17 protein-coding genes and 2 pseudogenes are annotated in these 18,088 nt (G+C 56.4%); 12 read left to right on the forward strand and 7 right to left on the reverse strand.

Annotated elements, in window-relative coordinates:
• Positions 1 to 267: 267 nt before the first annotated feature.
• Complete coding sequence (locus tag F591_RS0106710; protein ID WP_019533825.1) at positions 268 to 576, reverse strand: hypothetical protein; 309 nt, start codon at positions 574 to 576, stop codon at positions 268 to 270.
• A 156-nt stretch (positions 577 to 732) separates the two neighbouring features.
• Between F591_RS0106710 and F591_RS0106715 the strand changes: the two genes are divergently transcribed.
• The 8 genes from F591_RS0106715 (at position 733) to F591_RS0106750 (ending at position 9,459) form a co-directional block, all read left to right on the forward strand.
• On the forward strand, positions 733 to 1,083 hold the full coding sequence (locus tag F591_RS0106715; protein WP_019533826.1) for a hypothetical protein: 351 nt from the start codon (positions 733 to 735) through the stop codon (positions 1,081 to 1,083).
• 174 nt (positions 1,084 to 1,257) lie between these two features.
• Entirely contained in the window at positions 1,258 to 2,226 is a 969-nt protein-coding gene (locus F591_RS0106720; protein ID WP_019533827.1) for an aldo/keto reductase, read from the forward strand.
• 1,102 nt (positions 2,227 to 3,328) lie between these two features.
• Positions 3,329 to 4,222, forward strand: coding sequence for a polysaccharide deacetylase family protein (locus F591_RS0106725; protein ID WP_019533828.1), 894 nt, complete (start codon positions 3,329 to 3,331; stop codon positions 4,220 to 4,222).
• 58 nt (positions 4,223 to 4,280) lie between these two features.
• Positions 4,281 to 4,850: an RNA polymerase sigma factor gene (locus F591_RS0106730; RefSeq protein ID WP_019533829.1), complete on the forward strand. Its 570-nt coding sequence runs from the start codon at positions 4,281 to 4,283 to the stop codon at positions 4,848 to 4,850.
• The gene (locus F591_RS0106735; protein ID WP_019533830.1) at positions 4,847 to 6,370 is read left to right on the forward strand and encodes a DUF4179 domain-containing protein; all 1,524 of its coding nucleotides are present in this window, start codon (positions 4,847 to 4,849) and stop codon (positions 6,368 to 6,370) included. The genes F591_RS0106730 and F591_RS0106735 overlap by 4 nt, the downstream gene beginning before the upstream one ends.
• Positions 6,371 to 6,581: 211 nt before the next feature.
• Entirely contained in the window at positions 6,582 to 7,562 is a 981-nt protein-coding gene (locus tag F591_RS27510) for a helix-turn-helix transcriptional regulator (RefSeq protein ID WP_019533831.1), read from the forward strand.
• 21 nt (positions 7,563 to 7,583) lie between these two features.
• Positions 7,584 to 8,468 (forward strand): hypothetical protein, encoded by an 885-nt coding sequence (locus F591_RS0106745; protein WP_019533832.1) that lies wholly within the window; start codon positions 7,584 to 7,586, stop codon positions 8,466 to 8,468.
• A 307-nt stretch (positions 8,469 to 8,775) separates the two neighbouring features.
• A complete protein-coding gene (locus tag F591_RS0106750; RefSeq protein WP_019533833.1) occupies positions 8,776 to 9,459 on the forward strand; it encodes an MOSC domain-containing protein in 684 nt (227 codons plus the stop codon).
• Between the two features lie 174 nt (positions 9,460 to 9,633).
• Here the strand turns inward: F591_RS0106750 and F591_RS0106755 are convergent, their stop codons facing one another.
• Genes F591_RS0106755 through F591_RS27515 form a run of 5 tightly spaced genes read right to left on the reverse strand, consistent with a single transcriptional unit; the run spans position 9,634 to position 14,123 of the window.
• Positions 9,634 to 9,825: a hypothetical protein gene (locus F591_RS0106755; protein WP_019533834.1), complete on the reverse strand. Its 192-nt coding sequence runs from the start codon at positions 9,823 to 9,825 to the stop codon at positions 9,634 to 9,636.
• Between the two features lie 3 nt (positions 9,826 to 9,828).
• Positions 9,829 to 10,350 carry a QcrA and Rieske domain-containing protein gene (locus F591_RS0106760; RefSeq protein WP_019533835.1) on the reverse strand — a complete coding sequence of 174 codons (522 nt, stop codon included), beginning with the start codon at positions 10,348 to 10,350 and terminating at the stop codon, positions 9,829 to 9,831.
• Between the two features lie 27 nt (positions 10,351 to 10,377).
• Positions 10,378 to 10,929, reverse strand: a complete 552-nt coding sequence (locus F591_RS0106765) for a 4Fe-4S dicluster domain-containing protein (RefSeq protein ID WP_019533836.1) — start codon at positions 10,927 to 10,929, stop codon at positions 10,378 to 10,380.
• A complete protein-coding gene (gene fdhF, locus F591_RS0106770) occupies positions 10,907 to 13,084 on the reverse strand; it encodes a formate dehydrogenase subunit alpha (protein ID WP_019533837.1) in 2,178 nt (725 codons plus the stop codon). The genes F591_RS0106765 and fdhF overlap by 23 nt, the downstream gene beginning before the upstream one ends.
• The gene (locus F591_RS27515; RefSeq protein ID WP_019533838.1) at positions 13,059 to 14,123 is read right to left on the reverse strand and encodes a hypothetical protein; all 1,065 of its coding nucleotides are present in this window, start codon (positions 14,121 to 14,123) and stop codon (positions 13,059 to 13,061) included. Before F591_RS27515 ends, fdhF begins: the two co-directional genes overlap by 26 nt.
• Before the next feature lie 121 nt (positions 14,124 to 14,244).
• Between F591_RS27515 and F591_RS0106780 the strand changes: the two genes are divergently transcribed.
• Both F591_RS0106780 and F591_RS0106785 read left to right on the forward strand, forming a co-directional pair.
• Positions 14,245 to 14,508: a hypothetical protein gene (locus tag F591_RS0106780; protein ID WP_019533839.1), complete on the forward strand. Its 264-nt coding sequence runs from the start codon at positions 14,245 to 14,247 to the stop codon at positions 14,506 to 14,508.
• Between the two features lie 13 nt (positions 14,509 to 14,521).
• Positions 14,522 to 16,015, forward strand: a complete 1,494-nt coding sequence (locus F591_RS0106785; RefSeq protein ID WP_019533840.1) for an MFS transporter — start codon at positions 14,522 to 14,524, stop codon at positions 16,013 to 16,015.
• 67 nt (positions 16,016 to 16,082) lie between these two features.
• Here the strand turns inward: F591_RS0106785 and F591_RS31275 are convergent.
• Positions 16,083 to 16,229: pseudogene (locus F591_RS31275) on the reverse strand (helix-turn-helix transcriptional regulator); the annotation flags it as partial.
• Here F591_RS31275 and F591_RS31280 point away from each other — a divergent pair.
• Complete coding sequence (locus F591_RS31280) at positions 16,207 to 16,554, forward strand: hypothetical protein (RefSeq protein WP_169445838.1); 348 nt, start codon at positions 16,207 to 16,209, stop codon at positions 16,552 to 16,554. The pseudogene F591_RS31275 and the gene F591_RS31280 sit on opposite strands and share 23 nt — an antisense overlap.
• A 1,342-nt stretch (positions 16,555 to 17,896) precedes the next feature.
• Positions 17,897 to 18,088: pseudogene (locus tag F591_RS32235) on the forward strand (ISL3 family transposase); the annotation flags it as partial.

Below are 18,088 nucleotides of genomic sequence, written 5' to 3' on the forward strand. Positions count from 1 at the left end.
GGTGTACAGACTCGGCATTCCCGCTTGGCATATGCGGTTATCGCCGGGCTATACAGGCAGAGGCTAGCGGCTCGGCGGGCATCGTTGTCGCAGGGCTAACCGGACTTGGCAAGCATGGTTCCCGCCCGGCTGTGTGGGGTTCGCTAGGTCGCGCCGAAAAAACATCGTCCGGATCAAGCAAAATCGCTGCGCGGGCCGGCAAGCCGGCCGAATGCCGCGCGCTTCCAGAAGACATGCCGCTCTTCGATTTGTGCGCAGCGCGAGCGATTAGCGGCCCCGCTTGGGCCGTCTGCCGATTTCCTCGGTCACGACGTAGGCGAGATCGTCGTTGCCGAACAGCGACAAGACGCCGAGCACGGTATCGTCCGGCACTTCGCCGGCCTCCTCTTTCGGGACGGTCTGCTCGATTGCCTGCTGCAGCGCCGGATTGGCGCCTTGTCCGGGATATGCGCGGGCGTACACTTCCGCCGGGTCGAGCCCGTTGTTGACGCACCACTGGGCGAACACGAGGATCATCATCTGCTCGTCGCGCTCATAGTTGCGTATGATTCGTTCTTCCAACTCTTTGGAATTCATGGCGCATGCAATCTCCTTTTTTTGCAAAGTCAGATTTATTTATTATAGCGGAAGCAGCTTCGGCCGCTCAATAACGCAATACCGCATACTTGCGGAAGAACGCCTTGTCAACGCGATGCGCGTCGGGGTTATTTGGGCACTGAGAAGTGGTTAAGGATGATCATCATGAAGCTGGAGGAGGTCGCCCGCCTTCCCGGCCGCGGGTGCGTGTTCATTGCCAGCCCTGTTGACCGGGATTCGATAGACCATCGTCAACTGAAAGATTGGGCTGGCTCGCCTATTGCGGTTCGTCAGGCGAACGGAACCGAACGGGACTGGGAGGCGACCGGGGTCAGCTTGTCCTTCTCCATCGCCGGAAGCCCGCTCGTCGGCCTCAGCATCAGAGGCGAAGCAAGCGCGGAGCTGATCCGAAAAGGCTCCATCATCACCAAAAAGGAGCTTTCGTCACTTATAAAGCAAGCAAAAACATCAGGTCATCCGTCACTAAGCTTTAAACAATATGTATAATTTCATCAGCATTGCAGCTGGAATTGGGGTAATACACGCACCTTGTACATCCAGTAAAATATTGTATGATAAAAGGGACAGACGATTGGGGGAGATGGATAGATTGCGAGATACCCGCTGTGCCAAGTGCAGCGAGATCGCATGCGACGAATCACCCTAAGGAGGCCGCAAGAGATGGAATATCGTACGCTTGGAAGAACCGGCATTCAAGTTTCCAGGTTATGTCTCGGCACGATGTCGTTTGGCGGCACTGCCGACGAAGAAACGTCCGCAGCCATGTTCTGGCGCTGCCGCGAGCTGGGCGTCAATTTCTTCGACACGGCTAACGTGTATAACGAAGGCCGCTCCGAGGAAATATTGGGAAGGCTGATCAAGAGCTGCCGCGATGAGGTGGTGCTGACATCCAAAGTATGTCAGCCGGTCGGGACCGGCGCGAACGATCGCGGCTTATCCCGCCGGCACATCATGCTGGAAGTCGAAAAAAGCTTGAAGCGGCTGAACACCGACAGGCTGGATCTTTACTTCGTCCATCATTTCGATTCGCATACAGCGATGGAGGAAACGCTGCGGGCGCTGGATGATCTGCAGCGGCAGGGGAAAATTTTGCACCCGGCCGTCAGCAACTGGGCGGCGTGGCAGATCGCCAAGGCGCTCGGCATTTCGGCCAAGGACAGCTTGGCGCGCTTCGAATGCATCCAGCCGATGTACAATCTCGTCAAACGGCAGGCGGAGGTCGAGCTTCTTCCGCTGGCGGCGTCGGAGCAGCTCGGCGTCATCCCGTACAGCCCGCTCGGCGGAGGGCTGCTTACCGGCAAATACGGGGCGGGCCGCAGACCGGCGCAGGGCCGGCTCATCGAGCAGCAGATGTACGGCCGGCGCTACGGCGACAGCCGCTATTACGAAATCGCCGACCGGTTCTCCGCCTATGCCTGCGAGCGCGGGGTGCATCCCGCGACGCTGGCCGTCGCGTGGGTAATGTCCCACCCGGCGGTGACGGCGCCGATCATCGGAGCACGCAGCATCGAACAGCTCGAGCCCTTGCTCGCCGCGCTGCAGCTGAACATGACGCCGGAGTGGCGGGAGGAAATCTCGCAGCTGTCCGATGCGCCCCCGCCAGCCACCGACCGCAGCGAGGAGGCGTAGGCGAGGGCCGGACAGGCCGCGGCGGCTGGTCGAAGCGCGGGAGCGATTAGGCCGAGCGGGGCCGCCCGCGTATCGAAAGGAAGCAACGCTTGCACGTTCTCCCGCTCCTATGATCGCATCTTATCCATCGCAGCTCATCCAGGCGCGACGGTTATCCGATCGCGCCTGGGTAATAGGGGGAAGAACGCGATCGTCATTATGAACAAAACTGTACTTTTCTCCATTAATAGTTAATTATATTAATTATTATCTCCATTAAATTCGTGAGCGATATGAACATGAAACTCGTCGGCCAGGTTAAGCGGATTGAGCTAAATCGACCAAAAGGCTACATAACTAAAATTATGTATCCTTGAATGAACAACAATAGACGTTTTTCTTAATTTAGAAAAATGGCGTTGAACTGAACTAACGCTCGCCTCAGCGCTTATTCCTTCCGAAACACGACCGATTTCGTATTCTAACGCTAATAAGCAGCCTTATGCCGCAAGTTTGGCCAGCAGATTCAGCGTTTCGGACAAAATAGCGTTCTTCAGTTGCGTTCCATTTTAAAAAGGGCACTTATCATCAAAATAACGTTTGTCACTAGCGTTAGAGTTGGTATTGGGTTGGTTGTGGGTTGGTTGTGGGTTGGTTGTGGGTTGGTTGTGGGTTGGTCGAAAGATGTTGCGAGATAATTTCGGGATGATACTGCAATGCAGAAGATCCAGAAAGTCCAGAAGGCTCCAGAAGGTTTCGCTTAAGCCCGCGGTTTGCGGCTCATTGCTGCGGCAGGCGAGAGCAAAGCGATTCTAAAGGCCTATTCCGGATGCATGCGATTGCAAAATGGCAGAAGGCGTTTTTTGGCATGCGATTGCAATGGCAGAAGTCGGTTAACTACATGCGACTGAAATGCCAGGAGGCGGTTTGCTGCACGCGACTGAAATGCCAGGAGGCGGTTTGCTGCATGCGACCAAAATGGCAGAAGGCTTTTCGTTTCAGTAGTTTACATAACTAATATTATGTAAAAAAATAGAGCAATTTCGTCCTATCCTATGAACCTTTCTTGTTTCGCTTACGCCTATTTAATGAGCGCGCTACAAAGCAGGAAAGGCGGCACAGGATGAAAAAATGCCTTTACATCATTGCATGGATCACAATGCTTGGCTGTCTGACGGCCTGGATCGCGAAAGACAGCATGCAGGCACCGGCACAGGAGGTGTACTACCGAGAGCAAGCGATGGTGCTGTTGTACCACGACGTGCGCAGCGAGCTGCCGCCGGGGGACAAAGCGGCGTCCACCGTCAGTACCGCGCAGCTTCGAGAGCATTTGCAGATGCTGACCGATAAGGGGTTCCATATTCTGAGCATGGATGACTTCGTGTCCTTTATGCTGTACGGAAAGCCTATTCCGCCCAATGCGTTGCTGCTCACGTTCGATGACGGTTACGAATCCTTCTATAAGGAAGCGGCGCCGGTGCTGCAGCAGTTCCGGGCGACGGCCGCCAATTTTATCGTGGGCGAATCGTCCGATCGGTTCAACCCGAAAGCGGAGCCGCATCTGAGCTGGGCGCAAATGCGCCGGCTGAAGGCTCAAGGCATGGGCTTCTACAACCATACCTACCACCTGCACTACATGGCGGCTTCCGAGCCGGACGGTTCGCCGCGGCCTGCGCTGGCCTCAAGGATATTCCTGAAAACGGTCAATCGCGCCGAAACAGAGGAGCAATATCGCCAAAGAATTTATACCGATCTTGCCTGGATGGAGAAGCGGCTGAATCAGGAATTGGGCGAGCAGCGTTTTTTGCTGGCTTTCCCTTACGGGGCTTATAATGAAACGGTATTGGAAGAAGCGCGGCGAGCGGGGATCGAGCTATTTTTCGGAACAGAAGAGGGCATGAATACTCCGGGGAACCAGATTGTAAAACGGGTAAACGCCGGCGAACCGTATATGTCGGCTGATACGCTATGGGCTCATATGCAAAGCATTATCGCGAAAGAGAAAGCGAAGCATTGAACCGAAATCCGATTTGTTACGCCTATAGATATAGATCGACACAATGGGAGGTGGAGACATGGAACGGGAAACCGCAGAATTCGCGTTAATGGACGATATTCGGCGGGGGGACAAGGAAGCTTTTCGGGCATTAGCGAATCCGCTCATACCGAAAGCGTACCGAACCGCTTACATGATGCTGCAGTCCAGGCCGCTGGCGGAAGAAGCCGTGCAGAACGCGCTGATCGAGCTGTATACGAGCATCATGAAGGGCAAAGAGATCGCCTGCCTGCAGAGCTGGTTCAACCGGCTGCTGGCGCACCGGGCGATCGATATCACCAGGAAGGAACAGGGCTTCAAGCACGCTGTCGATATCGACAGCATGGACATCGAAGATGCCGCCACCGCTCCGCTGGAGAGCCTGCTGAGGAAGGAGCAGTCGGAATGGCTGCTCGAATCGGTGATGGCGCTGGAGCAGCATCAGCGGATCGTGCTCGCGCTGTTTTATTTTCACGAACTGAAAATCGAGGAAATCGCCGCGCTGCTGGCGATCAAGGAAGGGACGGTCAAGTCGCGGCTGCATCATGCCAGAATCAAGCTGAAGAGCTTGCTTCATCAATCGCAAGGAGCAAAGGAGCTGATTGTGTGAATCGGGATAAGGAGACGAAGGCGACTCTGGAACAAGCGCTGGAGACGATTCCGGTGCCGGAATCGCTGTTTCACTTCGCGGCTCAGGTGCCGGCGCGATGCGCTCGGGACGAGCTTGAAGCCGAGCCAAAACCGAATAGGGGTTCAGCAGCCAGCAGCGGACGGAAGCGGCTTCCTGCCGTCATGAAAGGCGCGGCCGCAGCCGCAGTGCTGATCGCGGCAATCTCCGCAGGCGTAACGATGTCGCCCGCCTTGGCCTCGATGGTGAAGGGCGTGCCGGGCATCGGCGTCGCCGTCGATTGGCTGACGCAGCTGCGCGAACAAGACGGCGTGCAGGGCGCGATCAATCACGGCTATGTTCCGATCGAACCGGCGACGCTGCAGGCAGAAGGAATGACCATTACGATTAGCGACATTTATTTGACGGACGAGGAATTGCTGTTCAAAAGCTTCATTCGCTTCGACGAGGCGGCCGCAGCCGCTCGCCGCGAGGAGGAGATTATGATCGTACCGCTGAACAATCTGCTCGGCGGAGGCTCGACGACGCACTCGGATGTTGCGGAGAGCGAAGACGGAAGCGGAGAAGTGCGGCAAGATACCTACAAATATCATTTGGCGGAAGGAACTGTGCAGCAGTTTTTGAACAGCGGGGAAGACATCGAGTTCGTGGTGTCGAGGCATACGTTCCGGGATGAGCTGCAAACTGTCGAATACCGGGAAATCGGGACGATCAAGGTGCCGGTAACGCCGGATAAGCTGCTGCACAACCGGGTGCTGGAGCCGCAGCTGGCCATGCCGACGGCCGATCCCGAACTGACGGAGCTTTCATGGGAAAAGCTGACGATCCAGCCGACGACGATGAATGTCGTTCTCAAGGCGCCGGAAGGTTGGGAGTACGATTTTCCCAGAGATGAGGAAACGGCGCCTTATTTGAAGGACGACCAGGGCAACGTCTATATGTATGACCCGTCCGGCCCCGCTCTGCTGTTCGACGAGGCAGGGAAGCAGCAGCTGCCGTTCTCTTCGTCCGTGTACTTTAATCCAGACGTCCGATCGCTGACGCTGCATATCGGCGAGATGACGATCAGCGAGGCGAAGCCGAGCCTTGAGACCAAGCTGGATTTAAGCGGCGGGTTCCCGCAGGCGATCCGTTTTAAAGGCGAAGACATCGTCGTCGAGGGCGCCGAATACTTGCCGGAGGGATACCTGCATTTGAAGATAGGGAAGCTGGAGCCGGAGCAAACGAAGCTGAGCGGTGTGTCCTTCAAGATCGCCGAGCGCGAGAAGTTTGCCGGGACCGAGCCTGAAGCGTACAATGCCTCGATCCGAAAGCAGAGCGAGGACCGGAAGGCGCTCGGCATCAGCGCCTTCGGCATCGCCGAGGGTTCCCGCGAACAGCCGCAGCTGGACGTCTATCTTCCCGCTCCCAAGCGGGACAGCTATACGCTGCTTCTGTCCCGCACCAACGACCGGATCGCTGTAAACAAGGATTACACGATTCCGTTGCATCCGAAGCCTTAGGCCGCAGCCCACATGCCGGGGTTGTTACTCATCGCCGCTGAGCGAGGGGAACAGCCCGTTCTTTTTTTTGCAATTGTATTGGCGCGATTCGCCACGGTATACTTTGATCAGTATATCCATTCATCGGAGTATTTTTTTACACGCAAAATTGGTGACATACAAGGTGTCACCATTGGAATGCTATGATCGTCTTTGAGAAGCGAGAGATTCCATGATGAAACGAATGGACAGGTTGCTGGCGATCCTGATCGCTCTGCAGCGAAGGCCGGAAACCGCGCAAAATCTGGCCGACAAACTGGAAGTGAGCAAGCGGACGATATTGCGGGATATGCAGGCGCTCTCCGAGCTGGGCATTCCTCTCTATGCCGTGCCGGGCCCTTCGGGCGGCTTTCGGCTGATGGAAGGCTTCCAGCTCGCCCCTCTGCATTTCGATGTCGACGAAGCGTTGACCGTCCTCTTCGCGCTGCACAGCTTAACCAAGATGGCCGATACCCCGTTCAAACAGGCAAGATGGACGGCGGTGGACAAAATCAAATCGATTATGCCCGAGCAAATGCTGAAGCAGCTGGAACCGCTGCTGGAGTATGTGGAATTCGAGATTCCGCCGCGCAAGGTAAAAACGCCTTATTTGTCCGACTTGCTGGTCCATGCCGCGGAAGCCCACTGGCTGCGCGTGCTCTACCGGTCGGAAAACCAGCGCCGCTGGCTTGAGCTCCTGCCCAGGAAAATCTTCGCGGCACACGGCTTCTGGTACTGCGAGGCATGGTCGCCCACCCATGGAGAGCAGCGGACATTCCGCGTCGACCGGATGGAGAGCATAGAAAGAATAGACACTCCGTCCAACGGGGGCAAGCGCTCCGTTTCCGGGAAGCGGGAGAGCGGGATGGAAGCAAGGCAAGCCCCCGACGTGCGGATCGTCGCCAGGTTGACTTACCGCGGCGCTTTGTTGGCCGAACAGGATTATCATATCGGCGAATGTGTGAAGCAAGTAACCGATGAAGCCTGGGAGGTCGATTTTCGGTGTCCGGCGGCGGAATGGAGATGGGCGGTGCGCTTTTTCTTTGCGCTCGGGATGGATGCCGAGGTGATCGAGCCTGCGTCGCTGCGCCGGGAAATTGGTGAGATGGCGGCCAAGCTGTGCGAACGGTACAGCCAGCAACCGAACCAGGCCCACTCGGGCGAGCAACATTAGTTAATAAGGAGGAACAACCGGATGGTAAAACAACGAATTCTTGAAAAGGCGAAAACGTTTCTGTACACGAACGGGCGTTTGCTTGACCGAAGGCGCTTCGAGTATCACTTTGAAGGAGGATCGAAGGAGGCGGTGATCGCCGCGCTTCGCGCCTACCAGAATCGGGACGGCGGCTTCGGCAACGCGCTCGAGCCGGATATCCGCTGCCCGCAGAGCCAGCCGGTACCGACTGAAATGGCGCTTGCCGTCATGGACGAGGTGGGCTGCTTCGACCCGGATCTATTGGACGGGATCATAGCGTATCTGCGGTCCATTGCGCTCCCCGGCGGCGGGTTCCCGCTGATCTTTCGTTCCGCCCGAGAATACCCGCATGCGCCGTGGTGGGAAAGCGACCGGGACGACCAAGCTTCAATCAATCCGACCGGCACCATCATCGGCTTGCTGTACAAGCAGAACATCAGAACCGCGATCTATGCGGAGGAATGGTTTACGGCAACCACCGCATACATTTGGCGCTATTTCGAGCAGGAACGGCCGCAAGGTTATCATGACGGCATTCATTGGATAACATTCCTGCAGCACACGCCGGAGCAAGCGAGAGCCGCCAAATATTGGCGGACCGTCGACGAATGGCTGCAGCTACCCGAGACGATCGAGCGAAATCCGCAAGCCGACGGCTACACGCATAAAGTGCTGGACTGGGCGCCGATTCCAGGCAGCTATCCGAGCCGGCACATCTCGAGCGCCGATGTTCATAACCATTTGCAGGCGCTGATCGGGCAGCAGGGTGAGGATGGGGGATGGCCGATCAATTGGCTTCCGCCCGGCCCCGGAGCCGAAGCCGAGTGGCGCGGCTGGATAACGGTGGAGCGACTGAAGACGTTGCGAGCGTACGGGATGCTATAACCGGCCCGACGGCAGCAGCCCGACAATGACGGATAGCTGTGAAAATGTTCAATAACGAAGCACCGCCCCGATCGTTATATTGTCGCGCCGGGTTCCATTCGATACCATTGTATGCTGATTTTGCCGTAACGCCCGTCATTTCCTTCTTTCGGGGCTATTTTCGGGAACCATTCAAGCCATCCGCTGCTGTTCAAAAACGATGGCACATGCTATAATCATCGCATTCTAAACATCGCAGAGTGACGAAACAATGGGTATCTTCAGCGACGCTCCCGAAAAAGAATGATGGATGATGAGGTGATGCCGAATGAGCCAGATCGAGATCGTGTCGATCAATGTAGGGAAACCGGCGACGCTCAACTTGAGCAGCAAGGAAATCAGCACGGGCATAATGAAGACACCGGTTCATGGCGCGTTGTATTTATCGCATCTGAATTTCGAAGGCGACGGACAGGCCGATCTTAAATTTCACGGCGGCAAAGACAAGGCGGTGTGCGTATACCCTTACGAGCATTACGCGTATTGGGAGAACGAGCTGGGCATCCAGCTGGCATACGGCGCCTTCGGCGAAAATTTGACGATCCGCGGCTTGAAGGAGGCGGACGTCTGTATCGGCGATGTGTTTCAGCTGGGGGAAGCGGTCGTGCAGGTGACCCAGCCGCGGCAGCCGTGCTACAAACTGTCCGCCAGGTACGGCGATCCGGATCTGCCGCTGAAGGTGCAGAATACCGGGTATACCGGCTATTATTTTCGCGTGCTGACGGAAGGGACGGTATCCGCAGTGGGCGGTCTCGTTCCCGTCTCCCGGCATCCCAAGGCGGTGACGGTCGCTTTTGCCAACGAAATCATGCATCATCGGAAAAATGACGAGGCGGGCATCCGCACGATCCTGGAAGTGGACGAGCTGTCCGACAGCTGGAAAAAGACGCTTCGCAAGCGTCTGGAAGGGGAAGAAGGCAGCACGAAGGAGCGGCTGACCGGAAATCTCTAGGGGCGGGGCCCCCGGCATCTGCTGGTTTGACGAAAAAAGACCGTCCATGCGAATAAGCGGGCACGAACAATTCCTGCCGTCATCGGTCGTCACCTGCGGTGCCCGAAAATTCGCCGGAAGGTTCCGATCAGCTAACCGGCGGCTCCCCGAAGAAGGGTGTCTCTGCAAGCGTAATTAATCCTTCGTATCGTCCATCCTGCGAAAGTAGAGATACATCAGCAAGCCCATGACGAAGACGAAGCCAAGCGCCATGGAGTAATAGAGAAGCTCGTCGTGATGCCCTGCCAGATAGGACTCCGTCATATACTGGACGAGTATGATCTGGGCGGCGATGAAGAAGATGAACATCCACCAGGCCATGCGCATCGCTCACACCCCCTCGTGACCTTCGATCGGCTTCATGCCGACCGCGTAGATGCCGTCCTTGCGGAAATCAAGCCGCACGGCAGGGAGCGGGCGTTGAGGCGGCCCGGCCAGCACCGAGCCGTCCTCCACGTTGAAAAAGCCGTTGTGGCAGGGGCAGGTCATCTTGCCGGACGCTTGGTCCCAATATACCGGACAGCCGAGATGCGTGCATTTAATGTGATAAGACCGGTACTCCTTCTCCGAGAGGCGGATAAGGAGCGCCGGTTCGTTATCGTGAGGATACAGGAACGGCTTGCTTTCGCCGATTCCGAGTTCGTCGAGGCCCGCGATTCGCAGCGCGGGCGCCGCCGGTTCGTGTCGCCCGTTCCGCGTGGCGCGAGCGACGAAGGGAAACGAGCCCACGAAGCAAATGCCGAGAAATGCGAGAGAAGCCCCGATGAAGCCCCGCCGGTTCATGTACAGCTCCTGCTCGCGGTCGATGTTCAGCGCCTGCCTCTTCAAAAATTGATCGATACGCTTCCACATGATCGGTACCCTCCTGAATGTCCCGGATTATTCTTCGCTATAGCCGAAACGGTGCGTCTGTGTGTCAGGCACGCCGATGACCGTTCTCGTCTCGATGAGCGTCCCGCCGAAGTCCCAGACGTATTGAACAGGCTTGTTCCGCTTGTGCCGCGCTTCCTCCTCGTCCAGGAACTGGATCGTATCGGTCGGACAGACGCTGACGCACATCGGAGGCCGCCCCTTGGAGGTTCTGTCGTAGCATAGATCGCATTTGTACATCAGATTGCGCTTCTCATCCACCCGCGGAATGCCGAACGGGCAGGCATATGTGCAATTTTTGCAGCCGATGCACTTCTCATGCGAAGCGGACAGCACGACGCCGTCGAGCACGGAAATCGCCTGGACCGGGCACGATTCGGCGCATGCCGGCGTGACGCAGTGCATGCAAGGGGTCGGCGACGCAGCGACCGTCTCGCCCGGATTCAGCTCGTCCACGAACATGCGGGACAGCCGGTCGTGTCCGCTGCACTCCTCGCAGCCGATCATGCAGGCGCGGCAGCCGATGCAGCGCTCGAAGTCAATGTACAGTACTTTGGCCATGCGGCATCTCCTCCTGCTTCGCCTTTTCGAGCTTCACCGCGCATACTTTGAATTCCGGAATCTTCGACTTCGGATCGAGCGCAGGGTTGGTCAGGTTGTTAATGGCTAACGTTTTGCCCCAATGGTAGGGGACGAACAAGCAATCCGGACGGATCGTCTTCGTGATCTTGGCCGGTACGACGATGCTGCCCCGCCTGCTGGAAATCTTGACGAGCTCGCCGTTGCCGATGCCGTGCCGCGCAGCCAAGTCCGGATGGATCTCGCAGTACGGATCGGGGCACAGCCTGCGCAGCGCGTCGATTCTGCGGGTCTGGTTGCCGCTCAAGTAGTGGAATACCACACGCCCGGTCGTCAGAATAAGCGGATATTCGCCGTCGATCTTCTCGTTCGGGCCGGTATGCTCGAAGGCGTGAAGCCGGGCTTTGCCGTCCGGGAAGTTGAAGCGCAAATCTTCGAACAGGCGCGGAGTTCCTTCATGCTCCTCCGATGGACACGGCCAGAAGACGCCGTTCATGCGGTCGATCTTGTCATAGGTGATGCCGGAATAGTCGGCGACGCCGCCTTTGCTGGCGATTCGCAGCTCGTTGAAGATCTCCTCGGGCGAGTTGAAGCGAAAATATTGTCCCCGGCCGAGCCGCTCCGCCAGCTCGCAGATGATCTTCCAATCCCGCTTGCTCTCGCCGGGAGTCCGGTCGATCCCTTTGATCCGGATGACGCGGCCTTCCACATTGGTCGTCGTGCCGTCGTCCTCGATCCATACCGTCGAAGGCAGCACGACATCCGCCAGTTCCGCTGATTCCGACAGGAACATGTCGATCGCCACGAAGAAGTCCAGCTTCTTCAAATATTCGGCGACGTTCCCGATACTCGGGGCGGACACCATCGGATTGCTGCAGACAAGCAGCAGCATCTTGATCTCTTCACCGAGCGACTTCAGCATCTCAAATGCTGAGATGCCGGGCCCCGGGATCTCGCTCTCCTCGACGCCCCATACTTTGGCGATATACGCGCGCGCCTTCGGGTCCGTAATCTTGCGGTAGCCAGGAAGCTGATCGGCCTTCTGGCCGTGCTCGCGTCCCCCTTGGCCGTTGCCCTGGCCGGTGAACGTGGCGAAGCCGGCGCCTTTTCGCCCGGCTTTGCCGGTGGTCAGGCATAGATTGACGTAGTTGGACACCGTGTCGGAACCGGTGGAATGCTGCTCCACTCCGCGCGCGAACAGGACAAAGCCGTTCTTTGCCCGGCCGAAGAGTCGGGCCGCTTCCACGATTTTCCCGGCAGACACCCCCGTGATGTCGGACACGGTCTGCGGGTCGAACCGCTTGACCGTCTCGGCCAGCTTCTCGAAGCCGGTCGTATGCCGGTCGATGAAATCGCGGTCGATCCAATTCTCTTCGATCATCACATGCAGGAGACCGTTCGTCAGCGCGATGTCGGTGCCCGGGCGCAGATCCAGATGCACGTCGCTGACGAGCGCCGTCTTCGTCTGCCGCGGATCAGCGACGATGAGCTTGGCGCCGCGATCGCGCGCTCCCCAGATGTACGGCATCGATAGCGGATGGCATTCGGCCGTATTCGAGCCGGCGATCAGCAGCACGTCGGCGAACTTGATGTCGGACCAAGGCCCGGTGGAACCGCGGTCAATGCCGACGGTCTGGTTGAAGCCAGCGGCCGCCGAGGACATGCAATACCGTCCGTTGTAATCGATGTATCGCGTACCGAGCCCGATTCGGGCAAACTTCCCCATGATGTAGCATTTCTCGTTCGTCATGGAGGAACCGCTGTAGATGCCGATCGAGTCTTTCCCGTATTTCGCCTGGAGCTCCTTGATCTTGGATACGATCAGGTCATACGCCTCCTCCCAGGAGGCTTCGGTCAATCTGCCGTTCTTGCGGATGAGGGGCTTGAGCAGCCGTTCCGGATGTTCGGCCTGCCGGTAGGCGGACACGCCTTTCGGGCACAATCGACCGCCGTTCATCGGAAAATCGTACCGGGGCTCGACGCCAAGCACCGTATTCGTGTCGTTCGACACGCGGATGTTCATGCCGCATTGCATGCCGCAGAACGAGCAGTGCGTCGCCACCAGCGTCTCGCCCTCGCGGGCGATCGCTTCATAAGGGCGCTGCGAGAAATCAGCGTTCTGGGAGTGCTGCTGCATACCGGTCATCTCCTCCTTCCGAAGCGATTGTCAGCCCGTTGGCGCCGTTGCCCTGCAGCGTGATACCGCGCCGCTCCAGCTTGATTGCTGCACCGGATGCAGCCAGCCGGTTCACGACTCGTCTGCACTCCGAACAGAAATCGGACATATGCAGGTCCGTGCCCCCGATCCGGACGGGAATGCCGCGCTGCTCCAGAACGGCCTGCACGTCTTGAATCTGCCTGCCGGTTGCGTACTCTCGGCCGCACCGGGAACATGCCTTCGGCCCGTGCGCGGCGTGGTACATCGGAACGACGACGCCCAGGAAACGCAGCGGAATGTGCCAGAACTTGCTGAACGGCATGTACAGCAGGAAGACGATGACGGCGACTTGATGCGATAGCGCGATTCCCGTGTAGAACCTGCCCTCCATCCACATCGCGGAGACGGTGAGCAGGGAACCGGTGATGGAGATCGCGATCAGCAATACGAGCGGAAAAATATCGAAGTCCTTCGTTTGCTCCACGAGATTTTTGCGGTCGACCTCCCGCCGCCTCATCGCCATCAGACAGCCGATGATGACGGCGATCCCCGTCCAGTTCAGTCCGTGATAGATCAGGAAGGCCAGCGTCGAATCGACGCCCATGCGGAACAACGGAATCCCGAAGAGCACCACCGAGTACGTGTGCGGATCGACCAGCTCGAAATGCAGCCAGTTGAGCACCAGGCCGTAGGTGATGCCGAAGGAGACAAGGACGCCCCAGGACAGCAGCATGTGCTGAGCCCACCGGTACCAGGAACGTCCTGATATAAAACGCTGCTTGCCGATGTTGTCGTACAGGGTTCGCAACAGAAAGCCCCAGCCCCGCACACTCCTAAACATCTGCAGCCCTTGTTTCCACAGCCGTCTCGCGGGCGGACGGGAAGTCCAGGCCGCGATGCGGATCGTGAACAGCAGGATGCTGAGCACGGTGGCCAATAAATATCCATATAACGCCAGATCGACGTAGCCGAATTGCTCCGAGCCGATGTAAACGGACAATAACAGAGCCGCGGCCATCGCGACCGACCAGATCGCGGCCTTGGAGGCGAAGCTGGCTCTGTGTAATTTTATCCTGATGTGGGAAAAGTATGCGCGGACACAAAAGTATGCAGGAAGCAGGAGGAGGGAGCGGCAGCACATGAATTCTGCAATCAGCAAGCCGGTATATCTCAGCAGCGTCAGCGGGAAAGGAGGGGTCGGCAAATCGACCGCTTCGGTGAATCCGGCAACCGCCCGTGCGGCGGCCGGCTGTCAGGCCGGGTTGAGCGTCGCGATCGAGCCGATCGACCGCGAAGCACCGGCGCCGGGCATCTATGCGGAGGGAACCGCATGCGGCTGGATGCACCGGGAGTTGGCTGCTCAAGTGCCGGCCTTGGTCGGGAAGGCTTCAGCCGCGGGCTAAGGGAGAGCGGAAGATGAAAGTGGAGCGACTGCAACTTCCTCTGCAGACGGTAAGCTTGACGCTGGGCAGCATGGTGTGGGTCATCCTGTCATCGTTGATGCCTTTCATCCAAGAAGACATCTCGTTGACTTCAGCACAGCTGGCCTGGACGACTGCGATTCCCATTCTGGTCGGCTCGGTCATGAGAATCCCGTTCGGGTATTGGACTAACCGCTACGGCGCCCGCCGGTTGTTCATGATCAGCTTCCTGTTGCTGCTCGCGCCGGTCTATTGGGTCAGCCAGGCGGATTCGTTCGGGGACCTGATCTTGGGCGGCTTCCTGCTCGGGATCGGGGGAGCCGTATTCTCGATCGGCGTGACGTCACTGCCCAAGTATTATCCGAAGGAACGCCACGGCTTCGTAAACGGGATCTACGGCATCGGCAACCTGGGGACAGCCCTGTCCGCCTTCGGCGCTCCAGTGATCGCCGCCCAAGCGGGATGGCCGCGCGCAGTCATGCTGTACAGCGTCCTTCTCATCGCGCTGGCGTGCTTGAACTTCATGCTCGGCGATCGGGCGGAGAAGCCTGTCAAGACGCCGATTCTGGAGCAGATTAAGACGGTTTCGCGCAATGAGAAGCTTTGGTTTCTTTGCTTGTTTTATTTTCTGACGTTCGGCTCGTTCGTGGCCTTCACGGTATACTTGCCGAGCTTCCTGGTAAGTCACTTCCAGCTGGACAAAGTGGACGCGGGCATACGGACGGCGGGCTTCATCGCGCTGGCTACGGCGATGAGGCCGATCGGCGGCTGGCTCGGCGACCGCTTCAATCCTTTCAAGATTTTGCTGCTCGTATTCGCCGGCTTGACGGCTGCCGCGATCTTGCTCGCGTTGACGCCGTCCATCCTGCTGTATACGGTCGGTTGTCTGTCGGTCGCGATCTGCGCGGGGGCGGGCAACGGAACGATGTTCAAGCTGGTTCCGCTGTATTTCACCAAGCAAGCGGGGATTGCGAACGGGATCATCGCGGCGATGGGAGGGTTAGGGGGATTTTTTCCTCCATTGATTCTGACGATCCTGTTCGAGCTCACGGGCCACTATGCGATCGGGTTCATGGCGCTGTCGCAGGTCGCGCTGGCCAGCCTGATTATCGTCTTCTGGATGTTCTACCAGGATCGGTTGGCGCTCGCCGCCAATATTGTCGAACAAGCGGTCGAGGGCATCATGATTACCGATACTGCCGGCGTCATCCATTCCGTCAATGCGTCATTCACACGGATTACCGGATACACCCGCGAGGAAACCGTCGGGAAGACGCCAAGCATCCTGAAATCGGGCAGACAGGATGCTGATTTCTATCATCGAATGTGGGACGCGATTCAAAATCAGGGGTATTGGCAGGGGACGATCTGGAACCGCCGGAAGAACGGGGAGATCTATCTGGAGAGGCTGACGATCAGTGCGGTCAAAAACGATGCCGGAGAGGTCGTCTATTATGCCGGGATGTTCGACGAAGCGGCGCCGCAATAAGCGATGCTATGTAGTTTACATAATTATTTTTATGTAATCTATGTGCCATTTCGGGCTTGCGGGGGCATCATGGGATGAACAGCTTCCCGACGAGTTCCCTGCGGCTCGATACGCCGGTTTTTTGGAAGATCGAATTCATATGATCCTGGACGGTGTAAGCGGAAATGTGCAGCGAGGCGGCCAGCTCCTTGGTGGAAAATCCTTTTGTGCAAAGCATGCAGCGGAAGCTGGAGCTGCTTCGCGGTATTGCGAAGCGGATGAAGCCCGGGGCGCCGCTGCTGCTGGCATCGCTTAACAGCGAGCCGCTGCCGGAAGCGTTCGCGGTCCAGATGCAAGCCTGGAAAAGCCATATGCTTAGCAACGGCATTACGCTTGACGAATGGGAACGATTCGCCGCTTCGATCGGCCGGGAATCCGATCCGGTCTCCGCACAGGAGTTAACTGCCTTGTTACATGAAGCGGGATTCACGAACACATCGCGATTTTTTGGCTCTTATCTGATCGAAGGATATATTGCTTTCAAGAAGAGATTGACGTGAAGGATTGCGCCGCAGCGTCTACAATGATGCGCTTCATCAGTTCAAACGAATAACGTCATATTTCATTCCAAAGTACACGACAACAAACAAAATAACGAAGACGGCAGCGCCTGATAAACAAATGATCGCTAATAAGTAGTATTTATTCAAACCGCTTCACCCCTAAGACTAATAATAGGAAATAAAGATCGATTCTGTCAATTCTCTTGGGGACTCGAGTTCGCCGATTGCGAGCGCCCGATTGGCAGCGCTTTCACGAATTTTCAGCATATCAAAGCAGATGAATCCGTTTAGAAAATGACAATCCTTAAAACAGCAAAAGATTTCGAACCTCATGGCACTGCGGTTTGTGCTGCTGGAAAGGCTTGGTTTCGCTGGCGTGTGCAAAATGAAGTGTGCAAGCTGAGATGTGTAAACTGAGATGTGTAAGTTGAAATGTGTCGCTGAAATGTGCAGGCTGAAGTATGTAATCAGATGGTCTGTGACGGCATTTTCGGATTAGTTATTCGACGAGTGCTGTGACGAGTGCTGTATTGGGTCGCTTTAAAAATTTGGGCGGCCCAATTTAACTAACGAATCGTGTAACCTGTGAATACAAACGATTTAGGCGTTTAATACGCGCGAATGTTCTGAATGCGCAAATGTACGTAATTAAGCTAACTGGACACCTGAGAGATGCTTGAAGAGCCGCTTATGCATTTTCACCATTACTTCTTCACAAAACCCGTATTTTGTACATATGTCTAAAAAACAACTGATCCACTATATCTTAACTTCATGCGCTGTCTGACTCCCTTTAAGTCTATAAGAAAAACGTCAAGTCGCACTTCTCTTAATGCTTTAGCGAAGTTAACTTTCTGTAACGATAATAAAAATGTCTATCGACGTCTATTCAAGGATCGCGGTTTCAGCGGTCGTTTTTTGCGCCATTTGTCAAGCGCATCGTTCAAGCTCTGTTCATCCAGCTTTGGCACGTATTGAACTTGAGCGTCGGCGATGGCCTTATTCAGCTCGGAGCCTTGGAGCCTGCAAGCTTCTTCTCCTTAACCGCTTTCAACCATGCAGCTGTTCCCTCAATAAAGGCATTAATGAGCGTGAGCATCTATCGGCTCGTCCCCCATTTTATCGAGGATTGAAGATGACCTGACGAAAGATTTTCAGCAACGCAATGTTGTAATGATTCAGACTTGTCTGCAGACATAAAGGATAAACCGTCACAAGTACATATATTTTAGGGCTCTATACCAAACATAGTGCTTGACAACATGTAGAGCCAAAATTGAAAAACATCTGTACATTCCATAAGATGGTTGTGCGACCAATCCAACTCGAGGAATGACAGATGCACAACCAGTATACTGATCTTTTAGTCAATTTACCAGAGGTAAATGTTCAACAGATTGTGGAAATTGATGAGCAAACGATCCATATTCAGGTTGTTCCAAAGTCACGCAAGCAGGCTTGCGCCATTTGCCGTTCGGATCGTTCGGTCATTCGCAAAGGCAGCAACCAAACCCGGAAAATTCGGCATGCT

This window comes from Paenibacillus ginsengihumi DSM 21568 (assembly GCF_000380965.1).
Classification (GTDB): domain Bacteria; phylum Bacillota; class Bacilli; order Paenibacillales; family NBRC-103111; genus Paenibacillus_G; species Paenibacillus_G ginsengihumi.